The sequence below is a fragment of the Litoreibacter sp. JB4-2 genome (assembly GCF_055693445.1).
The window spans coordinates 2,250,065-2,267,694 of record NZ_CM146334.1 but is presented as its reverse complement, the minus strand read 5'-3'; the positions used below and the strand labels follow the sequence as shown (position 1 = coordinate 2,267,694).

The window sequence follows — 17,630 nt, the reverse complement described above, 5'->3', positions numbered from 1 at the left end:
GCGCCTGCGCGCGCGGTGCGATGAAAAGGCCCGGTCTGCAACCTCTGCAATGACCGGGCCTTTTTGATATGCGCAAGTTTGACATGGTGATTTTTGATTGCGACGGCGTGCTGGTGGACAGCGAGCCGCTGACCAATCTGGTGATGCAGCGCAGCCTGGCCGCGCATGGGTTGGAGATGACGCTGGACGAGGTCATGGCCAGCTTTGTCGGCGGCACGATTGCGGGTGTCTTTGACAAGGCGCGCGGCATGGGCGCGGATTTGCCGGGTGACTGGGTCGACCGGATCTATGCCGAGATGTTTGAGGTGCTAGGCCGCGAGGTTGAGGCGATCCCCGGCGCTACGGCGGTTCTGGATGCGTTGGACGCGGCGGGCATTCCTTATGCGGTGGGCTCCAACGGGCCGCATCGCAAGATGCAGATCACGCTGGCGCGGACTGGGATGTTGGCACGGCTGCAAGGCCGCATCTATTCGCGTGAAGATGTGGCCAACCCCAAGCCTGCGCCGGATGTGTATCTGAAAGCCGCTGGTGACGCCGGGATCGCACCCGGCCGCTGCGTTGTAATCGAAGACAGCGCCAGCGGCGCGCTGGCGGGCAAGGCGGCTGGGATGACCGTGTTTGGATTTGCGGCTGAGACGCCTGCCGAAAGGTTGGCGCCCATCTGCGACTCGGTCTTTGACGACATGGGCGCGCTGCCGGGTTTGTTGGAACTTTAACCCGCGCCTTTTTCCATTTTGGATCACTTATTTCACGTTTTTCACAGGTTGTGATCGGTGTCTCACGCGGCCGTGAGGGGCTGCGCGGCAGGGGAACCAATATGTGCATGAACGCACCAATATTCGCAATTTCTCGCGCCTCCGTGTATTGAGAGTTACCGATCCGAGGCGCATATTCATCTCATCAAACGGCAACACGCCGAAACACACACCGCCCCGAGCATCACATAACAGGGGCAACACACACTGGAGAAACACAATGAAAACTATCATCGCAACCGCCCTCGTATCCCTGTCCCTGGCCGCTCCTGCTGCCGCTGAAACAGCGCAAGAATTCTTCGCTTTGGGCAACGACAGCGCCGCTGAGCGCATCGTCTCGGAAACATCTGTCGGCAACCCAATCGGTGCTGCTGAAGCCCTGGCTCTGGTGAACGACAGCCCGGCTGAAACCACAGTGAACTTCGACCGCGCCCGCTCAGTAGACGTCAAAGAAGTCCAAGCGTTCTTCGCACTGGGCAACGACTCCGCCGCTGAGCGCCACGTGAAATAAAAGACCCCTCAGATACGGATCGAACCCTCCCTCACGATCCGCGTCCCCAAGACGGCCTCCCGGTATCCCCCCGGGAGGCCGTTTTTCGTTGTGGCTTGGGTTTCTGTTCCTGATCGGGCCTAACCGTTGGGAAGCCTCTCAAACCAATCGATCACCAAATCTGACCAGCCCTTCGGCACGCCATGCGCGCCGCGCGGCAAATTCCGCGTCGCTGAAGTGAATTGGCATATGTGATCCCCGTTTCTCTGTCCTGAGAACAGGGTAGGGGTGAGTCGCAATTTCAACGAGTCTCTTTGCGACATTTCACCAATCTCACGCGTTGTGATCGGCTTCTCACGCGGGCGTGAGGGGTTGCGCGGTCGGGGGAACTGTATGTGCGAATACGCACTTAAATATGCCAATTTGGATGGTTTGGTGTATTGAGATGAGCCCGCACAAGGCGCATATTCATCTCATCAAACGGCAACACGCCGATACACATAACGGCCCAAGAGGCCAACACACACTGGAGAAACACAATGAAAACCATCATCGCAACCGCCCTCGTATCCCTGTCCCTGGCCTCTCCTGCTGCCGCTGAAACTGCGCAAGAGTTCTTCGCTTTGGGCAACGACAGCGCCGCTGAGCGCATCGTGTCGGAAACATCTGTCGGCAACCCTGTTGGCGCCGCTGAAGCGCTGGCTTTGGTCAATGACAGCCCAGCCGAGACCACAGTGAACTTCGACCGGGCACGTTCGGTTGATGTCAAAGAAGTCCAAGCGTTCTTTGCACTGGGCAACGACTCCGCCGCTGAGCGTCACGTGAAATAAAAGCTGGCAGGGTTTCCTCCCAAACCCACGCCACCACCACCGCGAACGGCCTTCCCTTAACCGGGAAGGTCGTTTTCGTTTTGAAGGGACCCGATCAGCGCGCAGCCGAGGGTTTCATTGAGGGCGGCGACCAGCTCTTCCACGGTTTCGGTGGAAACGAAAGTGCCGCCCGTCGCGTCCGAGAGGCATTTGGCGACGGTGGCCCGACCATCGACGATTTGCTGTTCGGGGTTGTCCCAGCCGAAGTGATCGAACCGGAACTTGAAGCCGATCACATGCACCGTCAGATCATGGCCGGTTTCGGCGAGGCTTTGGCCAAGGGCGCAAGGCGTGCCGCCGCAGGTTTCATTTCCGTCAGTGACCAGCACGATGGTGCCGGGTTCTTGGCGATAGTTCAGCGCCTCCGCCGCGCGCCGGACAGAGGCGGCGATGGGGGTCATGCCACCGGGGGCGAGCGTGTCGACCGCGTCAATGATCGGGCGCGCAGCATTGGGTTGTGGCATCAACCGCAGATCGATGTTGGTACACCCATCCTGCGCACCCGGGCCGTAGATCAGCAGACCGATGCGGCGAAACTCTTCGATCTGGGGCAGCGCGCGCGCGACGGCTTTGCGCGCGTAGGTGATGCGCGGCGTCGAAAATTCCAACCCGATTTCGGCCATCGAACCTGACCCGTCGAACACGATCATCGCATCCGCCGCGCAGCTGCTTGTTGCATGGACGGGCTGCGCGAGGATGGCGCAGGAGAGGGTGAGCTGTCTGAGCATGACGCGCAGCGTGACATGGGGCTGGCAGCCCTGTCCACGTCTGGACACAAAAAAGCCCCGCGCGCCATGTGACACGCGGGGCCGTATTGAACCGTGTTCTGGCCTTAGCCTTCAGCGGGCAGGATCACCTTGTCGATGACATGGATCACGCCGTTCGAGGCCTCGATATCTGCCGACACGACGGTTGCGTCATTGACCATCACGCCATTGTCGAGATCGATCGTCACGTCGCCGCCCTGAACGGTGGCGGCTGTCATATCGTCTGTCAGATCACCTGACATCACTTTGCCGGGCACCACGTGATAGGTCAGGATCGCGGCGAGCTGGTCCTTGTTCTCGGGCAGCAACAGGTTTTCGACGGTGCCCTCGGGCAAGGCAGCGAAGGCCTCATCCGTCGGGGCGAAGACTGTGAACGGGCCCTCACCTTTCAGCGTGTCGACGAGACCGGCTGCTGTGGCCGCGGCCAACAGGGTTTCAAAGCTGCCTGCACCGGCGGCTGTGTCGACGATGTCTTTCTTCATGCCAGCAAAGGCAGGGGCGGCAAGCGCGGCCGTTGCGGCCAGAGCGAAAACTGTCTTACGGATCATTGTCTGAAATCTCCTTGAGTTAGCTACTGTGACACCTGCCTCGTGCAGATATCGCAGGCGATACGCACCAACCCCGCGGCAGGTTTTCGCCACCTATATAGATATTGCATTTGACCAAAATTCGGTCTGCGCTAAGCCGCGCGCCTTCGCGATTTCAAATCACAAAACTATGAGCCGTCGTGAGTGAACCGGGCGCCTGACGCCAAGGGGTTTGCGCCGGTTTGCGGCTGTGACAGAGTGGGGGCAGCAAGCAAGTGAGGAGCGCGCGACATGATGGATTGGGCCGGCTGGGTGTTTCAATTTCTGGCCTTTGGATTTGTGTTCGTGGTGGGCGCCGCCGCACTTGTGGCGGTGATCCTGTTCGTCATTGACCGCTCCCAGACCGAGGACGCGGTGCGGCGCAACTACCCGGTGATTGGGCGGTTCCGGCATATCTTCACCGAGCTGGGCGAATTCTTCCGCCAGTATTTCTTTGCGATGGACCGCGAGGAGCTGCCGTTTAACCGCGCGCAACGCGATTGGGTGAAGCGCGCCACCAGCGGGCAGGGCAACACGGTGGCCTTTGGGTCGACCCGCAACATCGCCGTGCCGGGCACGCCGATTTTTGTGAACGCGCCGTTCCCGCCGCTGGACAACCAATTTGCCAAATCCGAGCCGATGCTGATCGGGCCGGGCGCGCGAGAGCCGTTTCTTGCGGGGTCATTCTTCAACCTGTCGGGGATGAGTTTTGGGGCGATCTCCAAACCCGCGGTGCAGGCGTTGAGCCGGGGCGCGAAAGAGGCAGGCATCTGGATGAACACAGGCGAGGGCGGGCTCAGCCCGTACCATCTGGAAGGCGGCGCGGATATCGTGTTTCAGATCGGCACCGCCAAATACGGGGTGCGCGAAAAGGACGGCAGGCTTGATGACGACAAGCTGCGCGCCGTTGCCGCCCATGAACAGGTCAAGATGTTCGAGCTGAAGCTGGCGCAGGGCGCCAAGCCCGGCAAAGGCGGCATCCTGCCCGGCGCCAAGATCACGCCGGAGATTGCCCAGATACGCGGGATCGAGGTCGGCACGGATTCGATCAGCCCGAACCGCCATGTCGAGATCAGCAATTGGGATGAGCTACTGGAGTATCTGGCGCGCATTCGGGAGGTGACGGGCAAGCCGGTGGGCATCAAGACGGTCTATGGCGCGTCCGCCCCGTTTCGCGACTTGTTTGAGACGATCAACCGGCGCGGCGCGGAGCTTGCGCCAGATTTCATTACACTGGATGGCGGCGAAGGGGGGACGGGTGCCTCGCCCTTGCCGCTGATGGATTTGGTCGGCGTGTCGATCCGGGAGGCGCTGCCGGAGGTCGCGAACCTGCTGCGCGAATACGGGTTGAAAGAGCGGATCAGGCTTGTGGCATCGGCCAAGCTTATGGTGCCGGGCGATGTCGCCTGGGCGCTGGCGGCGGGAGCGGATTTCGTGACGAGTGCGCGCGGCTTCATGTTTTCGCTGGGCTGCATTCAGGCGATGAAATGCAACAAGAACACCTGCCCCACGGGCATCACCACCCATGACCCACGGTTCCAGAAAGGGCTGGTGCCGGAGGACAAGTATAAGAAGGTCGCGCGCTACGCCAAGAACATCGTCAAAGAAGTCGAGACGATTGCCCATTCCGCCGGGGTGCCGGAGCCACGGCTGTTGCGGCGCGAACATGTGCGGATCGCGCAGGACAGTGGCAGCTCCGTCCCGCTGAGCGATCTGTTCCCTGACGCCAAGGAAAAAGCGCCGGTTTCTTAATACAACGTCAAAAATAGGCTGATTGCCGTTAGCGCGTCGTGAAATTTCGGGGCAGGCTCTAGGCGGCGCGGCGCGGGCGCTGCTAGCCAAGTGTCATTGTATCAAGGTGACACGATGTCTGAGATTTTAGCCTATATTGCCTGCGGGTTTGTTTTGTTTTCCGCGACGACGAATAACGCCAAGTGGTTCCGGCTGGCCTCCCTGTGTTCGAACATTTGTTTTGTAACCTACGGGTTTTACCTTGATCTGACCCCGATCCTGCTGTTGCACGGGGTGTTGCTGCCGATGAATTGCATGCAGTTTTTGCGTGCCTGGCTGGATGAACGGGCAGCGACAGACGGCACAAGCCGTGGTCAGGCGCCCAGACATGCTGCGGTGCGCGCCGTTCACCATTTGCCAACATCTTCGTGAGCAGCCCCGGTTTTTCTTTGTAGAATGCGCCGCCCGGTCCATACCGTGTCGCAAAGAGAAAAAGGACACCCTATGGCGCACCGTTTTAAATCTGACCTCAGCTGGTCCGATGTCACCCCCGAACATGTCTACCTGAACCGCAGGGCGTTCATGACAGGTGCGACCGCATTGGCGGCGGGCAGCATTGCCGCGCCGGGGCTGGCGGCGGCGAATTATTCGACCGACGAAGAGGCAAACGCCTGGGACGAGATTACACAATATAACAACTTCTACGAGTTCGGCACTGGCAAGAGCGATCCCGCGCAATATGCGGGCGATCTGACGACGTCGCCTTGGGCGGTTGAGATTGACGGGATGGTCGACAAACCCGGCAGCTACGCTTTTGAGGACATCATGTCCCAAATGACCGTAGAGGAACGCATCTACCGCTTCCGCTGCGTCGAGGCCTGGTCGATGGTAATCCCGTGGAACGGCTTTGAGCTGGCGGACCTGTTGAATATGGCGGGCGTCCAAGAGGGCGCGAAATACGTGTCCTTTGAAACCGTCTTCCGCCCGGAAGAGATGTGGGGCCAGAAACGCAACTTCATCCCGTGGCCCTACCGCGAGGGGTTGCGGCTTGACGAGGCGATGCATCCGCTGACCATTATGGCGACCGGCATTTACGGCAAGGACATCCCAAAACAGAACGGCGCGCCTTTGCGTCTGGTGGTGCCGTGGAAATACGGGTTTAAATCCATCAAATCGATTGTGAAGATCACCCTGACCGACGAACAGCCCGAGGCCAGCTGGAACCAGATCAACCCGCGCGAATACGGGTTTTATAGTAATGTAAACCCAGAGGTGGATCACCCGCGTTGGAGCCAGGCGTCTGAACGGCGCGTCGGCGGCGGGCTTCTGGCCAAACGGATCCCGACATTGATGTTCAACGGATATGAGGACGAGGTCGCCAGCCTTTATGAAGGCATGGACCTGACCCAGAACTATTGATGCTCAAAGACAAGTGGTTTCGGATCGGCCTGATCGGGGCGGTCCTTGGGGGCCTGTGTTGTTTCACCCCGCTGGCCGTACTGGCGGTCACCGCTGTGGGCCTGGGTGCGTACACGATGTGGATCGACGCAATCGCATTGCCAATTTTGTTAATCGGCATGGGATTACTCATAGCATCTATAATTAGGCTCCGCCAAAGTAAGGTATGAGCCACGCCCTGACAGTCTCCGAGCGGATCAACACCGTTCTCCGCCCGATCCCGAAATGGTTGATCTACGTTTTGGGCGCTGCCCCCGGTCTTTATATTATAGTAGGGGTCGCATTGGCGCTGAGCGGCACTTACGACCTGTTCGGCAACAGCCTTGGCATCGACCCGGCAAAGACCATCGAACATTGGCTTGGGGAGCTGGCGCTACAGTTCTTCATCGCCACCATGCTGATCCGCGTGCTGCGCGATATGTTCAAACTGAAGCTGATCAAGTTTCGCCGGGCGCTGGGGCATCTGACCTTCTTCTATATAGTGCTGCATCTGGGCGTCTGGCTGTGGCTGGACCTACAATGGAACTGGGCCCTGATGTGGTCCGACATTGTGAAGCGACCCTACATTACGATCGGGATGGTTGGGTTCTTGATTCTGATCCCGGTCATGGCGACCTCAAACAACGCGGCCATCAAGAAATACGGCCCGCGCGTTTGGCAGAACATTCACAAGCTGGCTTACCCCGCGATCCTGCTGGGCGGCATCCACTATGTGATGGTGCAACGGGTTTGGCTGGTTGAGCCAATTCTCTATCTGTGCGTGATTGTGGTGCTGTTGGCGATGCGCGGCCGCGCCCTTTTGCCGGTACGCGGGTAGGAATCGAGTCGTCTGATTCCGCGGATTCGGGATGAATCGGCGGTGAGTCTGCTAAATCGGGGCAGAGTCGGGGCTAGATTCATCCACATCGCCCTACGAGTCTGTGGAAAACCCGTATTTCAGCGCGATCTGACCCAGGGGCAGCTTGAAAATAAACGACAATTTAAAAGGTTATTCAAAAGAAATACACGCCTAAGCCATTGAAAATAAACGATCTACAAGAAAAATGGCAAAAAAATGCGGCTTCATGCAAAAAAGTGGTTGCGGGGATCAGCCACTAGGCCTAGAACCCACTTCACCGGCGGCGCAGAGATGCACCAACGGGGCGCCAGACAGGCCAAACGGTCAAGAAAGCGGAACAAAAACAGAGACTTATGCAGGCTGGCGCGCCAAACAAGATTAGGCGCTTCGGTTGGTTTTTGTCTCTACGCTCTTTGAAATTGATAGTAACTGAAGAGATATGTGGGCGGTTTGGCCATTTCGATGGATCAACCTCTTTCATATCGACTTACTAGGGCTTCGGTCCGATTATGTAAGGTCAGCTTCACTGTTTGGACGGCTTCTAGTTATCTTTGATAACTTCAAGCACAACAAACAGAAAGAATGGTCAGCACGTTTCAGTAAGGCGTGTTGATTGATATGTGCAGAGGTTCGACGTCAAGGTTAAGCATGCAAATGCTTTTCAACTTGAGAGTTTGATCCTGGCTCAGAACGAACGCTGGCGGCAGGCCTAACACATGCAAGTCGAGCGCACCTTCGGGTGAGCGGCGGACGGGTTAGTAACGCGTGGGAATATGCCCAAAGGTAGGGAATAGCCTCTGGAAACGGAGAGTAATACCCTATGTGCCCTTCGGGGGAAAGATTTATCGCCTTTGGATTAGCCCGCGTTGGATTAGGTAGTTGGTGGGGTAATGGCCTACCAAGCCTACGATCCATAGCTGGTTTGAGAGGATGATCAGCAACACTGGGACTGAGACACGGCCCAGACTCCTACGGGAGGCAGCAGTGGGGAATCTTAGACAATGGGCGAAAGCCTGATCTAGCCATGCCGCGTGAGTGACGAAGGCCTTAGGGTCGTAAAGCTCTTTCGCCAGAGATGATAATGACAGTATCTGGTAAAGAAACCCCGGCTAACTCCGTGCCAGCAGCCGCGGTAATACGGAGGGGGTTAGCGTTGTTCGGAATTACTGGGCGTAAAGCGTACGTAGGCGGATTAGTCAGTCAGAGGTGAAATCCCAGGGCTCAACCCTGGAACTGCCTTTGATACTGCTAGTCTTGAGTTCGAGAGAGGTGAGTGGAATTCCGAGTGTAGAGGTGAAATTCGTAGATATTCGGAGGAACACCAGTGGCGAAGGCGGCTCACTGGCTCGATACTGACGCTGAGGTACGAAAGTGTGGGGAGCAAACAGGATTAGATACCCTGGTAGTCCACACCGTAAACGATGAATGCCAGACGTCGGGGGGCTTGCCCTTCGGTGTCACACCTAACGGATTAAGCATTCCGCCTGGGGAGTACGGTCGCAAGATTAAAACTCAAAGGAATTGACGGGGGCCCGCACAAGCGGTGGAGCATGTGGTTTAATTCGAAGCAACGCGCAGAACCTTACCAACCCTTGACATGTGTATCGAGATTTCTGGAGACAGATTTCGTCAGTTCGGCTGGATACAACACAGGTGCTGCATGGCTGTCGTCAGCTCGTGTCGTGAGATGTTCGGTTAAGTCCGGCAACGAGCGCAACCCACATCCTTAGTTGCCAGCAGTTCGGCTGGGCACTCTAGGGAAACTGCCCGTGATAAGCGGGAGGAAGGTGTGGATGACGTCAAGTCCTCATGGCCCTTACGGGTTGGGCTACACACGTGCTACAATGGCAGTGACAATGGGTTAATCCCAAAAAACTGTCTCAGTTCGGATTGGGGTCTGCAACTCGACCCCATGAAGTCGGAATCGCTAGTAATCGCGTAACAGCATGACGCGGTGAATACGTTCCCGGGCCTTGTACACACCGCCCGTCACACCATGGGAGTTGGTTCTACCCGACGGCCGTGCGCTAACTCTTCGGAGAGGCAGCGGACCACGGTAGGATCAGCGACTGGGGTGAAGTCGTAACAAGGTAGCCGTAGGGGAACCTGCGGCTGGATCACCTCCTTTCTAAGGATGTTCCTAGCATCTTGAGCTTGCTCTTGATCGTGGAACACTTAGCAGTGCTTTAAGCACAAACGTTGGCACCTTCGGGTGACTGACACACGGTCCAGGCCGTCCTCATATCTCTTCAGTCTAGAAAACACGGGTTACCACCCGTTTGGGTCGGTAGCTCAGGTGGTTAGAGCGCACGCCTGATAAGCGTGAGGTCGGAGGTTCAAGTCCTCCTCGACCCACCAATAATCCTTCGGGACAATGGGGCGTTAGCTCAGCTGGGAGAGCACCTGCTTTGCAAGCAGGGGGTCATCGGTTCGATCCCGATACGCTCCACCATTACCCGAATTGACCGTTAAGAGCCCACGGGCTTTTAACCGTCCATTCGGACGAATTGACATCGTATAGAGAGATACAACATCAGTTTTTTACGTGATGTTCCAAGTAGGGAACATCAGCAGCTTCGGTTGCAACGTAAAAGACATACCGTGTTGCGTATGATTGGAATGGCCTTCCCGCCGGACTGATCTGGGTTTCGAGCCCGCGTACGTAACACAATCCAAGTCAAGTAAAATACAACCTAACTAATGGTATCAGAGCTTTGAACCAGCGCTGATACCTGGGAAAAATTTACTCTTTTGATTGGATAGGGTCTCTAGCCGAGACAAGCCCTATCCGACTATAGGAAGTTCAAAAGGCCTATAGGTCAGAAAAGACGGTCCTGCACGGGTCTGTCTTCTTCTGGATCAAATCAAGCGCGAGAAGGGCGTTTGGTGGATGCCTTGGCAGTAAGAGGCGATGAAGGACGTGATACTCTGCGATAAGTTGTGGTGAGCCGAGAATAGGCTTTGACCCACAAATTTCCGAATGGGGCAACCCACCTGATACTTTGTTATTATTGCTCTTCGGAGCAGCTAATAATGAGGTAAACCAGGTATTTATAACCTGAATACATAGGGTTATAAAAGCAAACCCGGGGAACTGAAACATCTAAGTACCCGGAGGAAAGGAAATCAACAGATACTCCCCTAGTAGCGGCGAGCGAACGGGGACCAGCCGAGCTGTGATTGTGATTAGAATGGTCTGGAATGGCCAACCATAGTGGGTGACAGTCCCGTATAAGAAGCAAGATCAGACGTATTAAGTAGGGCGGGACACGTGAAATCCTGTCTGAACATGGGGGGACCACCCTCTAAGGCTAAGTACTCCTTACTGACCGATAGCGAACCAGTACCGTGAGGGAAAGGTGAAAAGCACCCCGACAAGGGGAGTGAAACAGTTTCTGAAACCGGACGCCTACAAACAGTTGGAGCCCCCTTGAGGGGTGACAGCGTACCTTTTGTATAATGGGTCATCGACTTGGTCTATCTAGCAAGCTTAAGCCGTTAGGTGTAGGCGCAGCGAAAGCGAGTCTTAATAGGGCGCATGAGTTAGATGGATCAGACCCGAAACCGAGTGATCTAGGCATGATCAGGTTGAAGGTAAGGTAACACTTACTGGAGGACCGAACCCACACCTGTTGAAAAAGGTCGGGATGAATTGTGCCTAGGGGTGAAAGGCCAATCAAACTCGGAGATAGCTGGTTCTCCGCGAAATCTATTTAGGTAGAGCGTCATCCGAATACCCCGGGGGGTAGAGCACTGGATGGGTAATGGGGCCCCACAGGCTTACTGATCCTAACCAAACTCCGAATACCCGGGAGTAATAGATGGCAGACACACGTCGGGTGCTAACGTCCGGCGTGGAGAGGGAAACAACCCTGACCTACGACTAAGGCCCCTAATTCATGGCTAAGTGGGAAAGCAGGTGGGACGACCAAAACAACCAGGAGGTTGGCTTAGAAGCAGCCATCCTTTAAAGATAGCGTAACAGCTCACTGGTCTAATTTAAGTTGTCCTGCGGCGAAGATGTAACGGGGCTCAAGCCATGAGCCGAAGTCTAGGATGCCGTAAGGCATGGTAGCGGAGCGTAGTGTGACATAACTCTACGCCTCTTTTGTAGCTTTCGGGCTATATTGGAGGCATTGAGTTTTCTGTGAAGCCGGGGCGTGAGCCATCCGGTGGAGAGATCACTAGCGAGAATGATGACATGAGTAGCGACAAACAGGGTGAGAGACCCTGTCGCCGAAAGTCCAAGGGTTCCTGCTTAAAGCTAATCTGAGCAGGGTAAGCCGACCCCTAAGGCGAGGCCGAAAGGCGTAGTCGATGGGAACCAGGTTAATATTCCTGGGCCAGGAGATGGTGACGGATCCCGAAGGTAGTTCATCCTTATCGGATTGAATGGGCTGCTTAGGGGTTCCTGGAAATAGCCCTCCATGAGATCGTACCCTAAACCGACACAGGTGGACTGGTAGAGAATACCAAGGCGCTTGAGAGAACCACATTTAAGGAACTCGGCAAAATACCTCCGTAAGTTCGCGAGAAGGAGGCCCGGTTAGAACGCAAGTTTTGGCCGGGGGCACAAACCAGGGGGTGGCGACTGTTTACTAAAAACACAGGGCTCTGCGAAGTCGCAAGACGACGTATAGGGTCTGACGCCTGCCCGGTGCCTGAAGGTTAAAAGGAGGAGTGCAAGCTCCGAATTGAAGCCCAGGTAAACGGCGGCCGTAACTATAACGGTCCTAAGGTAGCGAAATTCCTTGTCGGGTAAGTTCCGACCTGCACGAATGGCGTAACGACTTCCCCGCTGTCTCAAATGTGGACTCAGCGAAATTGAATTGCCTGTCAAGATGCAGGCTTCCCGCGGTTAGACGGAAAGACCCCGTGCACCTTTACTACAGCTTCACACTGGCATCAGGCACAATATGTGCAGAATAGGTGGTAGGCTTTGAACCAGGAACGCCAGTTTCTGGGGAGCCTCCTTTGAGATACCACCCTTGTTCTGCTTGATGTCTAACCGCGGTCCGTTATCCGGATCCGGGACCCTGTGTGGCGGGTAGTTTGACTGGGGCGGTCGCCTCCCAAACAGTAACGGAGGCGCGCGAAGGTTGGCTCAGAGCGGTCGGAAATCGCTCGTTGAGTGCAATGGCAGAAGCCAGCCTGACTGCGAGACTGACAAGTCGAGCAGAGTCGAAAGACGGCCATAGTGATCCGGTGGTCCCGAGTGGAAGGGCCATCGCTCAACGGATAAAAGGTACGCCGGGGATAACAGGCTGATGGTGCCCAAGAGTCCATATCGACGGCACCGTTTGGCACCTCGATGTCGGCTCATCTCATCCTGGGGCTGGAGCAGGTCCCAAGGGTACGGCTGTTCGCCGTTTAAAGAGGTACGTGAGCTGGGTTTAGAACGTCGTGAGACAGTTCGGTCCCTATCTGCCGTGGGTGTAGGATACTTGAGAGGAGTTGCCCCTAGTACGAGAGGACCGGGGTGAACGATCCACTGGTGGACCAGTTGTCATGCCAATGGCAGTGCTGGGTAGCTATGATCGGACAGGATAACCGCTGAAGGCATCTAAGCGGGAAGCCCCCTCAAAACAAGGTATCCCTGAGAACCGTAGTAGACCACTACGTCGATAGGCCGGAGATGTAAGCGCAGCAATGCGTTCAGTTGACCGGTACTAATTGTTCGATAGGCTTGATTTGATCCAGTAGAAGCGAGACTTCTGCGAGATAAATCGAAAGAGTACACACTACAAAACGTAGTTTACTGACTTGGTTATGATGTTGTTCCTTTGGTTTGGTGGTCATAGCGAGAGCGAAACACCCGATCCCATCCCGAACTCGGCCGTTAAGCGCCTTTGCGCCGATGGTACTGCGTCTTAAGACGTGGGAGAGTAGGTCACCGCCAAACCTAACGAGCAACATCAAGTATCTCTCTGACGATGATCAAATGAAACGGCCGCCTCTCGAGGCGGCTTTTTTGTGTTTTAGGCCCGCATTTTTGAGACCTAAGCGCCGCGCGACCGCTTAGGGTTTTCCCGTTTTGCGGGAATGGTCAGGGCCGTTGCAGTTCGCGCGCGTATTTTGCAAGCTGCGCATGTTTTTGTTTCATAATGCGAGGATTTCACCCGATGAATAGCTGTCGTACCGTTTATACTTTAGCGCTTTCAGCGTGCCTTACCCTTTTTGGCCAAGCAGCTTTGAGCTGGTCATGTGATGTCGGGAAATGCGCACCTGACATAACCCACGGCGCGGTCGATGTGGCGATGTCCTGCAAAGCCGGTCAAAAGTCTTTCCACGTCACTGATATCGAAAACGCAACGTCTGGCCCGCATAGTGGCACGTTCAATATGATCGGCGCGCTCAAGAATGAGCTAGATAGCTGGACGATCGATATGGACTACGCGGCGGGCGACAAGGCCGGGTATCTGAAGAACATGATGCTGACGATTTACGGCCCTGGAAGTGTCGCTGGCACCCAAGTGCCGCTGTCAGATGGCAATGGCGTTCTGCTGGGTAATGAGATTAAAGACCATGCCACTCAGGGCGCGCCCAAAACGTTATTTTGGTCCAATGATATCGATGTCAGCAAGGCAAAGGGCGAAACCATTTTGTTTGAAATACAAGGCGACGCGGTATTGGGCACCCCTGACCCGCAAGACCAATATCAGGAACGCCCGGCCTTCTGGCTGAACATATTCGGCACGGGATGCCATTTGCGCTAGCGAAAGAACTGCACCCCAGTCATAAGTCGAGCATGTTTTTTGTCGATTGACGCCGAAAGGCATGTCGCAATTGGGCTTTGAACCGGTCCCAAACGAACTTCAAGAGGTGCGACTCATGTAACTATGACGCACGCACCGACACTCAACATGGAGACACAAATGAAAAAATGGAAAACTCTGGCCTTGTCCGCAAGCGCTGCCGGGTTGGTTGCTACCGCCGCCCATGCCGATTGTGGCGAAGTCTCGATCACGGAGATGGATTGGGCGTCTGCAGCAGTCGTCACCTCAGTCGCCAACTTCCTGATGACCAATGGCTATCAGTGTACGGTGAATGTCGTGCCGACCACGACTGTGCCCGCGATGACATCGGTTGCTGAAACGGGTCAGCCGGACATCCTGACAGAGCTGTGGACCTCATATACCGAGGTTTACGACGACTTGGTTGCCGAAGGAAAACTCACCGAAATGTCGAAGGTGCTGTCCGATGGCGGCGTAGAAGCCTGGTGGATCCCACAATATCTGGTCGACGAGCACCCAGAGCTCGCGACGCTGGACGGTATCATGGCCAACCCGAAGCTTGTCGGCGGGCTGTTTCATGATTGTCCATCGGGATGGGGCTGCGACGTGACCAATTTCAACAATTTCAAAGCCGCGGGACTGGCGGAAGCTGGTATCGAGCGCTTCCAGCATGGATCGGGCGAGACGCTGGCAACCGCGATCGCCGCCGCCTATGCCGCGAAAGAGCCGTGGTTTGGCTACTACTGGGCGCCCACATCCGTGTTGGGAAAATACCCGATGGTGCAAATCGACCTTGGGGATTACGACGAGGCGGTTCACACCTGCAACGGGCTTGAAGATTGTGCCACGCCCGGCATGTCCAATTACCCAAGCTCGAATGTCGTCACGGCTGTGACGCCGTCTTTCATCGAGCGTGAGCCCGACGTCGCCGCGATGTTGGAAAAGATGAGCTTCACCAACCAGCAAATGGGCGAAGTTTTGGCCTGGCAGGACGACAACAACGCCTCATATGACGAGGCCGCCGTGTACTTCCTGACGACCTACAAGGATACATGGGGCGCTTGGTTGAATGACGATGCACGTGGCAAGCTGAGCGCGCTGCTGAAATAAAGCAAAAAGGCCCGGCAGAACCATTGCCGGGCCTTTTTTGCCTCAAGGGACAGGGAATATGGCATTTTACGACAGCGTTTTTGACGTGCTCGGCCTGCGCGACTGGTGTGACGCCAATGCCGATAGCGCGCCGATGTCCATGGCCGACCTGCTCGCCCAAGCTGGCGGCGCGGATGCAGACGCGGGTGAGGCGTTCCCTTTCCCGTCTCTCGACAATCTCAATGAAAGCTGTGACCGGATCGGGCAGACCCGCGATTTTACGGCCAATATCGAAGACGGGTTTCTAGCCATTAAAGACGGGCTCAAACTGGTGCTTGACCCGCTGACACAGCCCTTGTCCTGGATGCTGGACGGTGCGCTGTGGCTGTTCACTGCGACGCCATGGTGGATCATCGTTCCGCTTCTAATCGCCTTGGCCCATCTGGTGGGCCGTTCCATCGGTGTGACCCTGCTTGTGGCGTTTTCTTTCCTGTTTCTGGGCGCGATTGACCATTTGGACGTCGCCCTGCAGACCCTTTCAATCATCTTTGTGTGCACCAGCCTGTCCGTGCTGCTTGGCGTGCCGTTGGGCATCGCCATGTCGCGGTCGAACACGTTTCAACGCGCGATGGTCCCGCTATTGGACCTGCTGCAAACCTTGCCGACCTTTGTGTATCTGATCCCGCTGATTTTCTTGTTCTCGGTGACGGAATCGAAGCTCTACGGCATCGCAATTATTCTTTATGCCATTGTACCCGTGATCCGGCTGACCGATTTGGGGATCAGGCTGGTCGATAAGGATGTGATCGAGGCGGCGGACGCCTTTGGCATGACCAAACGACAGAAGCTTTGGGGTGTACAGCTGCCATTGGCGTTGCCCAACATCATGGCGGGCGTGAACCAGACGATCATGATGAGCCTTGCAATGGTCGTGATCGCGTCACTGGTGTCTGCGCCGGGGCTTGGCGTGCTGGTGCTGCGCGGCATTCGCAACCTTGAGCTGGGCGTCGGGATCGTCGCTGGCGTGGGGATCGTATTGCTGGCCGTCGTGCTGGACCGGACGTCTAAAGCCGCGCTGTCGCGCATTGACAAGAACCATTCCACACGATGAGGCGCGGATGAGCGACATGCCAAAATTGCGTCTGCGCGGCGTCTACAAAGTTTTCGGGCCGGACGACAAAGCCATGATGGCCCATGTGCGCGCGGGCGTCGGCAAGGAGTCGTTGCTGGCCGACCATGGCCACGTGCTGGGCTTGCAGGACATCAATGTCGATATGCAGGCGGGCGAAATAACCGTGGTGATGGGGTTGTCCGGGTCGGGCAAATCGACGCTGATCCGGCATCTCAACCGGCTGATTGAACCGACCGCGGGGGAGATTCTGCTAGACGGTGAGAACGTCATGGACCTGTCGCCCGGTGATTTGCGCGAAGCGCGACGCACCAAAATGTCGATGGTGTTCCAAAAGTTCGCCTTGCTGCCGCACCGCACTGTTTTGCAAAACACAGCGACCGCGCTTCAGGTGCAGGGTGCGGATGCGTCCACACAGGACAAACAGGCGCGCAAATGGCTCGACCGGGTGGGGCTGAACGGCTACGAACATCACTTCCCGTCACAGCTATCGGGCGGCATGCAACAGCGGGTCGGCATTGCGCGGGCGCTGACGGCGGGCACAGATATCATGCTGATGGATGAGGCGTTTTCTGCGCTGGACCCGCTGATCCGCACCGATATGCAGGACCTGCTTTTGGAGCTGCAGCTTGAGCTGCAAAAGACCATTATTTTCATCACCCATGATCTGGATGAGGCGCTGAAGCTGGCGGATCATCTGGTGATTTTGAAGGACGGCGCTGTGGTGCAGCAGGGGGAGCCGCAACATATTTTGCTCAACCCAAGCGATCCTTATATCGAGGATTTTGTCAGCGACATTAACCGCGCCCGCGTGCTGAGGGTCCGATCCATTATGGGGGCTTTGACAGATGGCGATGTCGCAGGCGAGGTGGACGCAAACGCAACGTTGGAACAGTTGATCGCGCGATCGGGCGGCGACACAACGCAGGTCTACCGCGTCACCGAGCAGGGCAGCCCAATTGGCACGCTGGATATGAAAGACCTGGTGCGGGCGCTGGTCCCGCGTGTTTCAAGCGGGGCTGACGCGTAAAAGAAATGTAACGAAATGGGTTTTTCCCTATTGAAGACTCAGAATCCCTTGCGTAGACACAGGGCTCGCGATTGGCGCGGGATGGAGCAGCCCGGTAGCTCGTCAGGCTCATAACCTGAAGGTCGTAGGTTCAAATCCTACTCCCGCAACCAACGCTAGATTAAGCCCCGGCCT

General features: G+C 56.3%; 14 protein-coding genes, 3 tRNA genes and 3 rRNA genes. 18 read left to right on the top strand and 2 right to left on the bottom strand.

The window, feature by feature from the left end:
- Positions 1-68: 68 nt before the first annotated feature.
- From ACZ1G7_RS11315 to ACZ1G7_RS11305, 3 genes are all read left to right on the top strand, one after another.
- Positions 69-716 carry an HAD family hydrolase gene (locus ACZ1G7_RS11315; RefSeq protein WP_472659506.1) on the top strand — a complete coding sequence of 216 codons (648 nt, stop codon included), beginning with the start codon at positions 69-71 and terminating at the stop codon, positions 714-716.
- 259 nt (positions 717-975) lie between these two features.
- The gene (locus ACZ1G7_RS11310) at positions 976-1,266 is read left to right on the top strand and encodes a hypothetical protein (protein ID WP_472659505.1); all 291 of its coding nucleotides are present in this window, start codon (positions 976-978) and stop codon (positions 1,264-1,266) included.
- 518 nt (positions 1,267-1,784) lie between these two features.
- Positions 1,785-2,075, top strand: a complete 291-nt coding sequence (locus tag ACZ1G7_RS11305; protein ID WP_472659504.1) for a hypothetical protein — start codon at positions 1,785-1,787, stop codon at positions 2,073-2,075.
- A 56-nt stretch (positions 2,076-2,131) separates the two neighbouring features.
- Here the strand turns inward: ACZ1G7_RS11305 and ACZ1G7_RS11300 are convergent, their stop codons facing one another.
- Complete coding sequence (locus tag ACZ1G7_RS11300) at positions 2,132-2,890, bottom strand: vWA domain-containing protein (protein ID WP_472659503.1); 759 nt, start codon at positions 2,888-2,890, stop codon at positions 2,132-2,134.
- Between the two features lie 56 nt (positions 2,891-2,946).
- Positions 2,947-3,429: a fasciclin domain-containing protein gene (locus ACZ1G7_RS11295; RefSeq protein ID WP_472659502.1), complete on the bottom strand. Its 483-nt coding sequence runs from the start codon at positions 3,427-3,429 to the stop codon at positions 2,947-2,949.
- Between the two features lie 273 nt (positions 3,430-3,702).
- Between ACZ1G7_RS11295 and ACZ1G7_RS11290 the strand changes: the two genes are divergently transcribed.
- The 15 genes from ACZ1G7_RS11290 (at position 3,703) to ACZ1G7_RS11220 (ending at position 17,608) form a co-directional block, all read left to right on the top strand.
- Entirely contained in the window at positions 3,703-5,199 is a 1,497-nt protein-coding gene (locus tag ACZ1G7_RS11290; RefSeq protein ID WP_472663718.1) for an FMN-binding glutamate synthase family protein, read from the top strand.
- Between the two features lie 114 nt (positions 5,200-5,313).
- On the top strand, positions 5,314-5,610 hold the full coding sequence (locus ACZ1G7_RS11285; RefSeq protein WP_472659501.1) for a hypothetical protein: 297 nt from the start codon (positions 5,314-5,316) through the stop codon (positions 5,608-5,610).
- A 72-nt stretch (positions 5,611-5,682) separates the two neighbouring features.
- Entirely contained in the window at positions 5,683-6,597 is a 915-nt protein-coding gene (gene msrP, locus ACZ1G7_RS11280; RefSeq protein WP_472659500.1) for a protein-methionine-sulfoxide reductase catalytic subunit MsrP, read from the top strand.
- Complete coding sequence (locus ACZ1G7_RS11275) at positions 6,597-6,806, top strand: mercury resistance system transport protein MerF (protein WP_472659499.1); 210 nt, start codon at positions 6,597-6,599, stop codon at positions 6,804-6,806. Before msrP ends, ACZ1G7_RS11275 begins: the two co-directional genes overlap by 1 nt.
- Entirely contained in the window at positions 6,803-7,453 is a 651-nt protein-coding gene (locus ACZ1G7_RS11270) for a protein-methionine-sulfoxide reductase heme-binding subunit MsrQ (protein ID WP_472659498.1), read from the top strand. The genes ACZ1G7_RS11275 and ACZ1G7_RS11270 overlap by 4 nt, the downstream gene beginning before the upstream one ends.
- A 683-nt stretch (positions 7,454-8,136) precedes the next feature.
- Positions 8,137-9,602: ribosomal RNA gene (locus ACZ1G7_RS11265) — 16S ribosomal RNA — on the top strand.
- 153 nt (positions 9,603-9,755) lie between these two features.
- A tRNA-Ile gene (locus ACZ1G7_RS11260) sits at positions 9,756-9,832 on the top strand.
- Positions 9,833-9,850: 18 nt separating this feature from the next.
- Positions 9,851-9,926 (top strand) — tRNA-Ala (locus ACZ1G7_RS11255).
- 410 nt (positions 9,927-10,336) lie between these two features.
- Positions 10,337-13,168 (top strand): 23S ribosomal RNA (locus tag ACZ1G7_RS11250).
- A gap of 93 nt (positions 13,169-13,261) precedes the next feature.
- Positions 13,262-13,376: ribosomal RNA gene (gene rrf / locus ACZ1G7_RS11245) — 5S ribosomal RNA — on the top strand.
- The 16S, 23S and 5S rRNA genes sit together here with 2 tRNA genes alongside, the layout of an rRNA operon.
- 289 nt (positions 13,377-13,665) lie before the next feature.
- On the top strand, positions 13,666-14,190 hold the full coding sequence (locus ACZ1G7_RS11240) for a hypothetical protein (RefSeq protein WP_472659497.1): 525 nt from the start codon (positions 13,666-13,668) through the stop codon (positions 14,188-14,190).
- Between the two features lie 159 nt (positions 14,191-14,349).
- Positions 14,350-15,318 carry a glycine betaine ABC transporter substrate-binding protein gene (locus ACZ1G7_RS11235; RefSeq protein ID WP_472659496.1) on the top strand — a complete coding sequence of 323 codons (969 nt, stop codon included), beginning with the start codon at positions 14,350-14,352 and terminating at the stop codon, positions 15,316-15,318.
- 58 nt (positions 15,319-15,376) lie between these two features.
- Positions 15,377-16,408: an ABC transporter permease gene (locus ACZ1G7_RS11230; RefSeq protein WP_472659495.1), complete on the top strand. Its 1,032-nt coding sequence runs from the start codon at positions 15,377-15,379 to the stop codon at positions 16,406-16,408.
- 7 nt (positions 16,409-16,415) lie between these two features.
- Complete coding sequence (locus ACZ1G7_RS11225) at positions 16,416-17,456, top strand: quaternary amine ABC transporter ATP-binding protein (protein WP_472659494.1); 1,041 nt, start codon at positions 16,416-16,418, stop codon at positions 17,454-17,456.
- A 75-nt stretch (positions 17,457-17,531) separates the two neighbouring features.
- Positions 17,532-17,608: transfer RNA gene (locus tag ACZ1G7_RS11220), tRNA-Met, on the top strand.
- Positions 17,609-17,630: the final 22 nt, after the last annotated feature.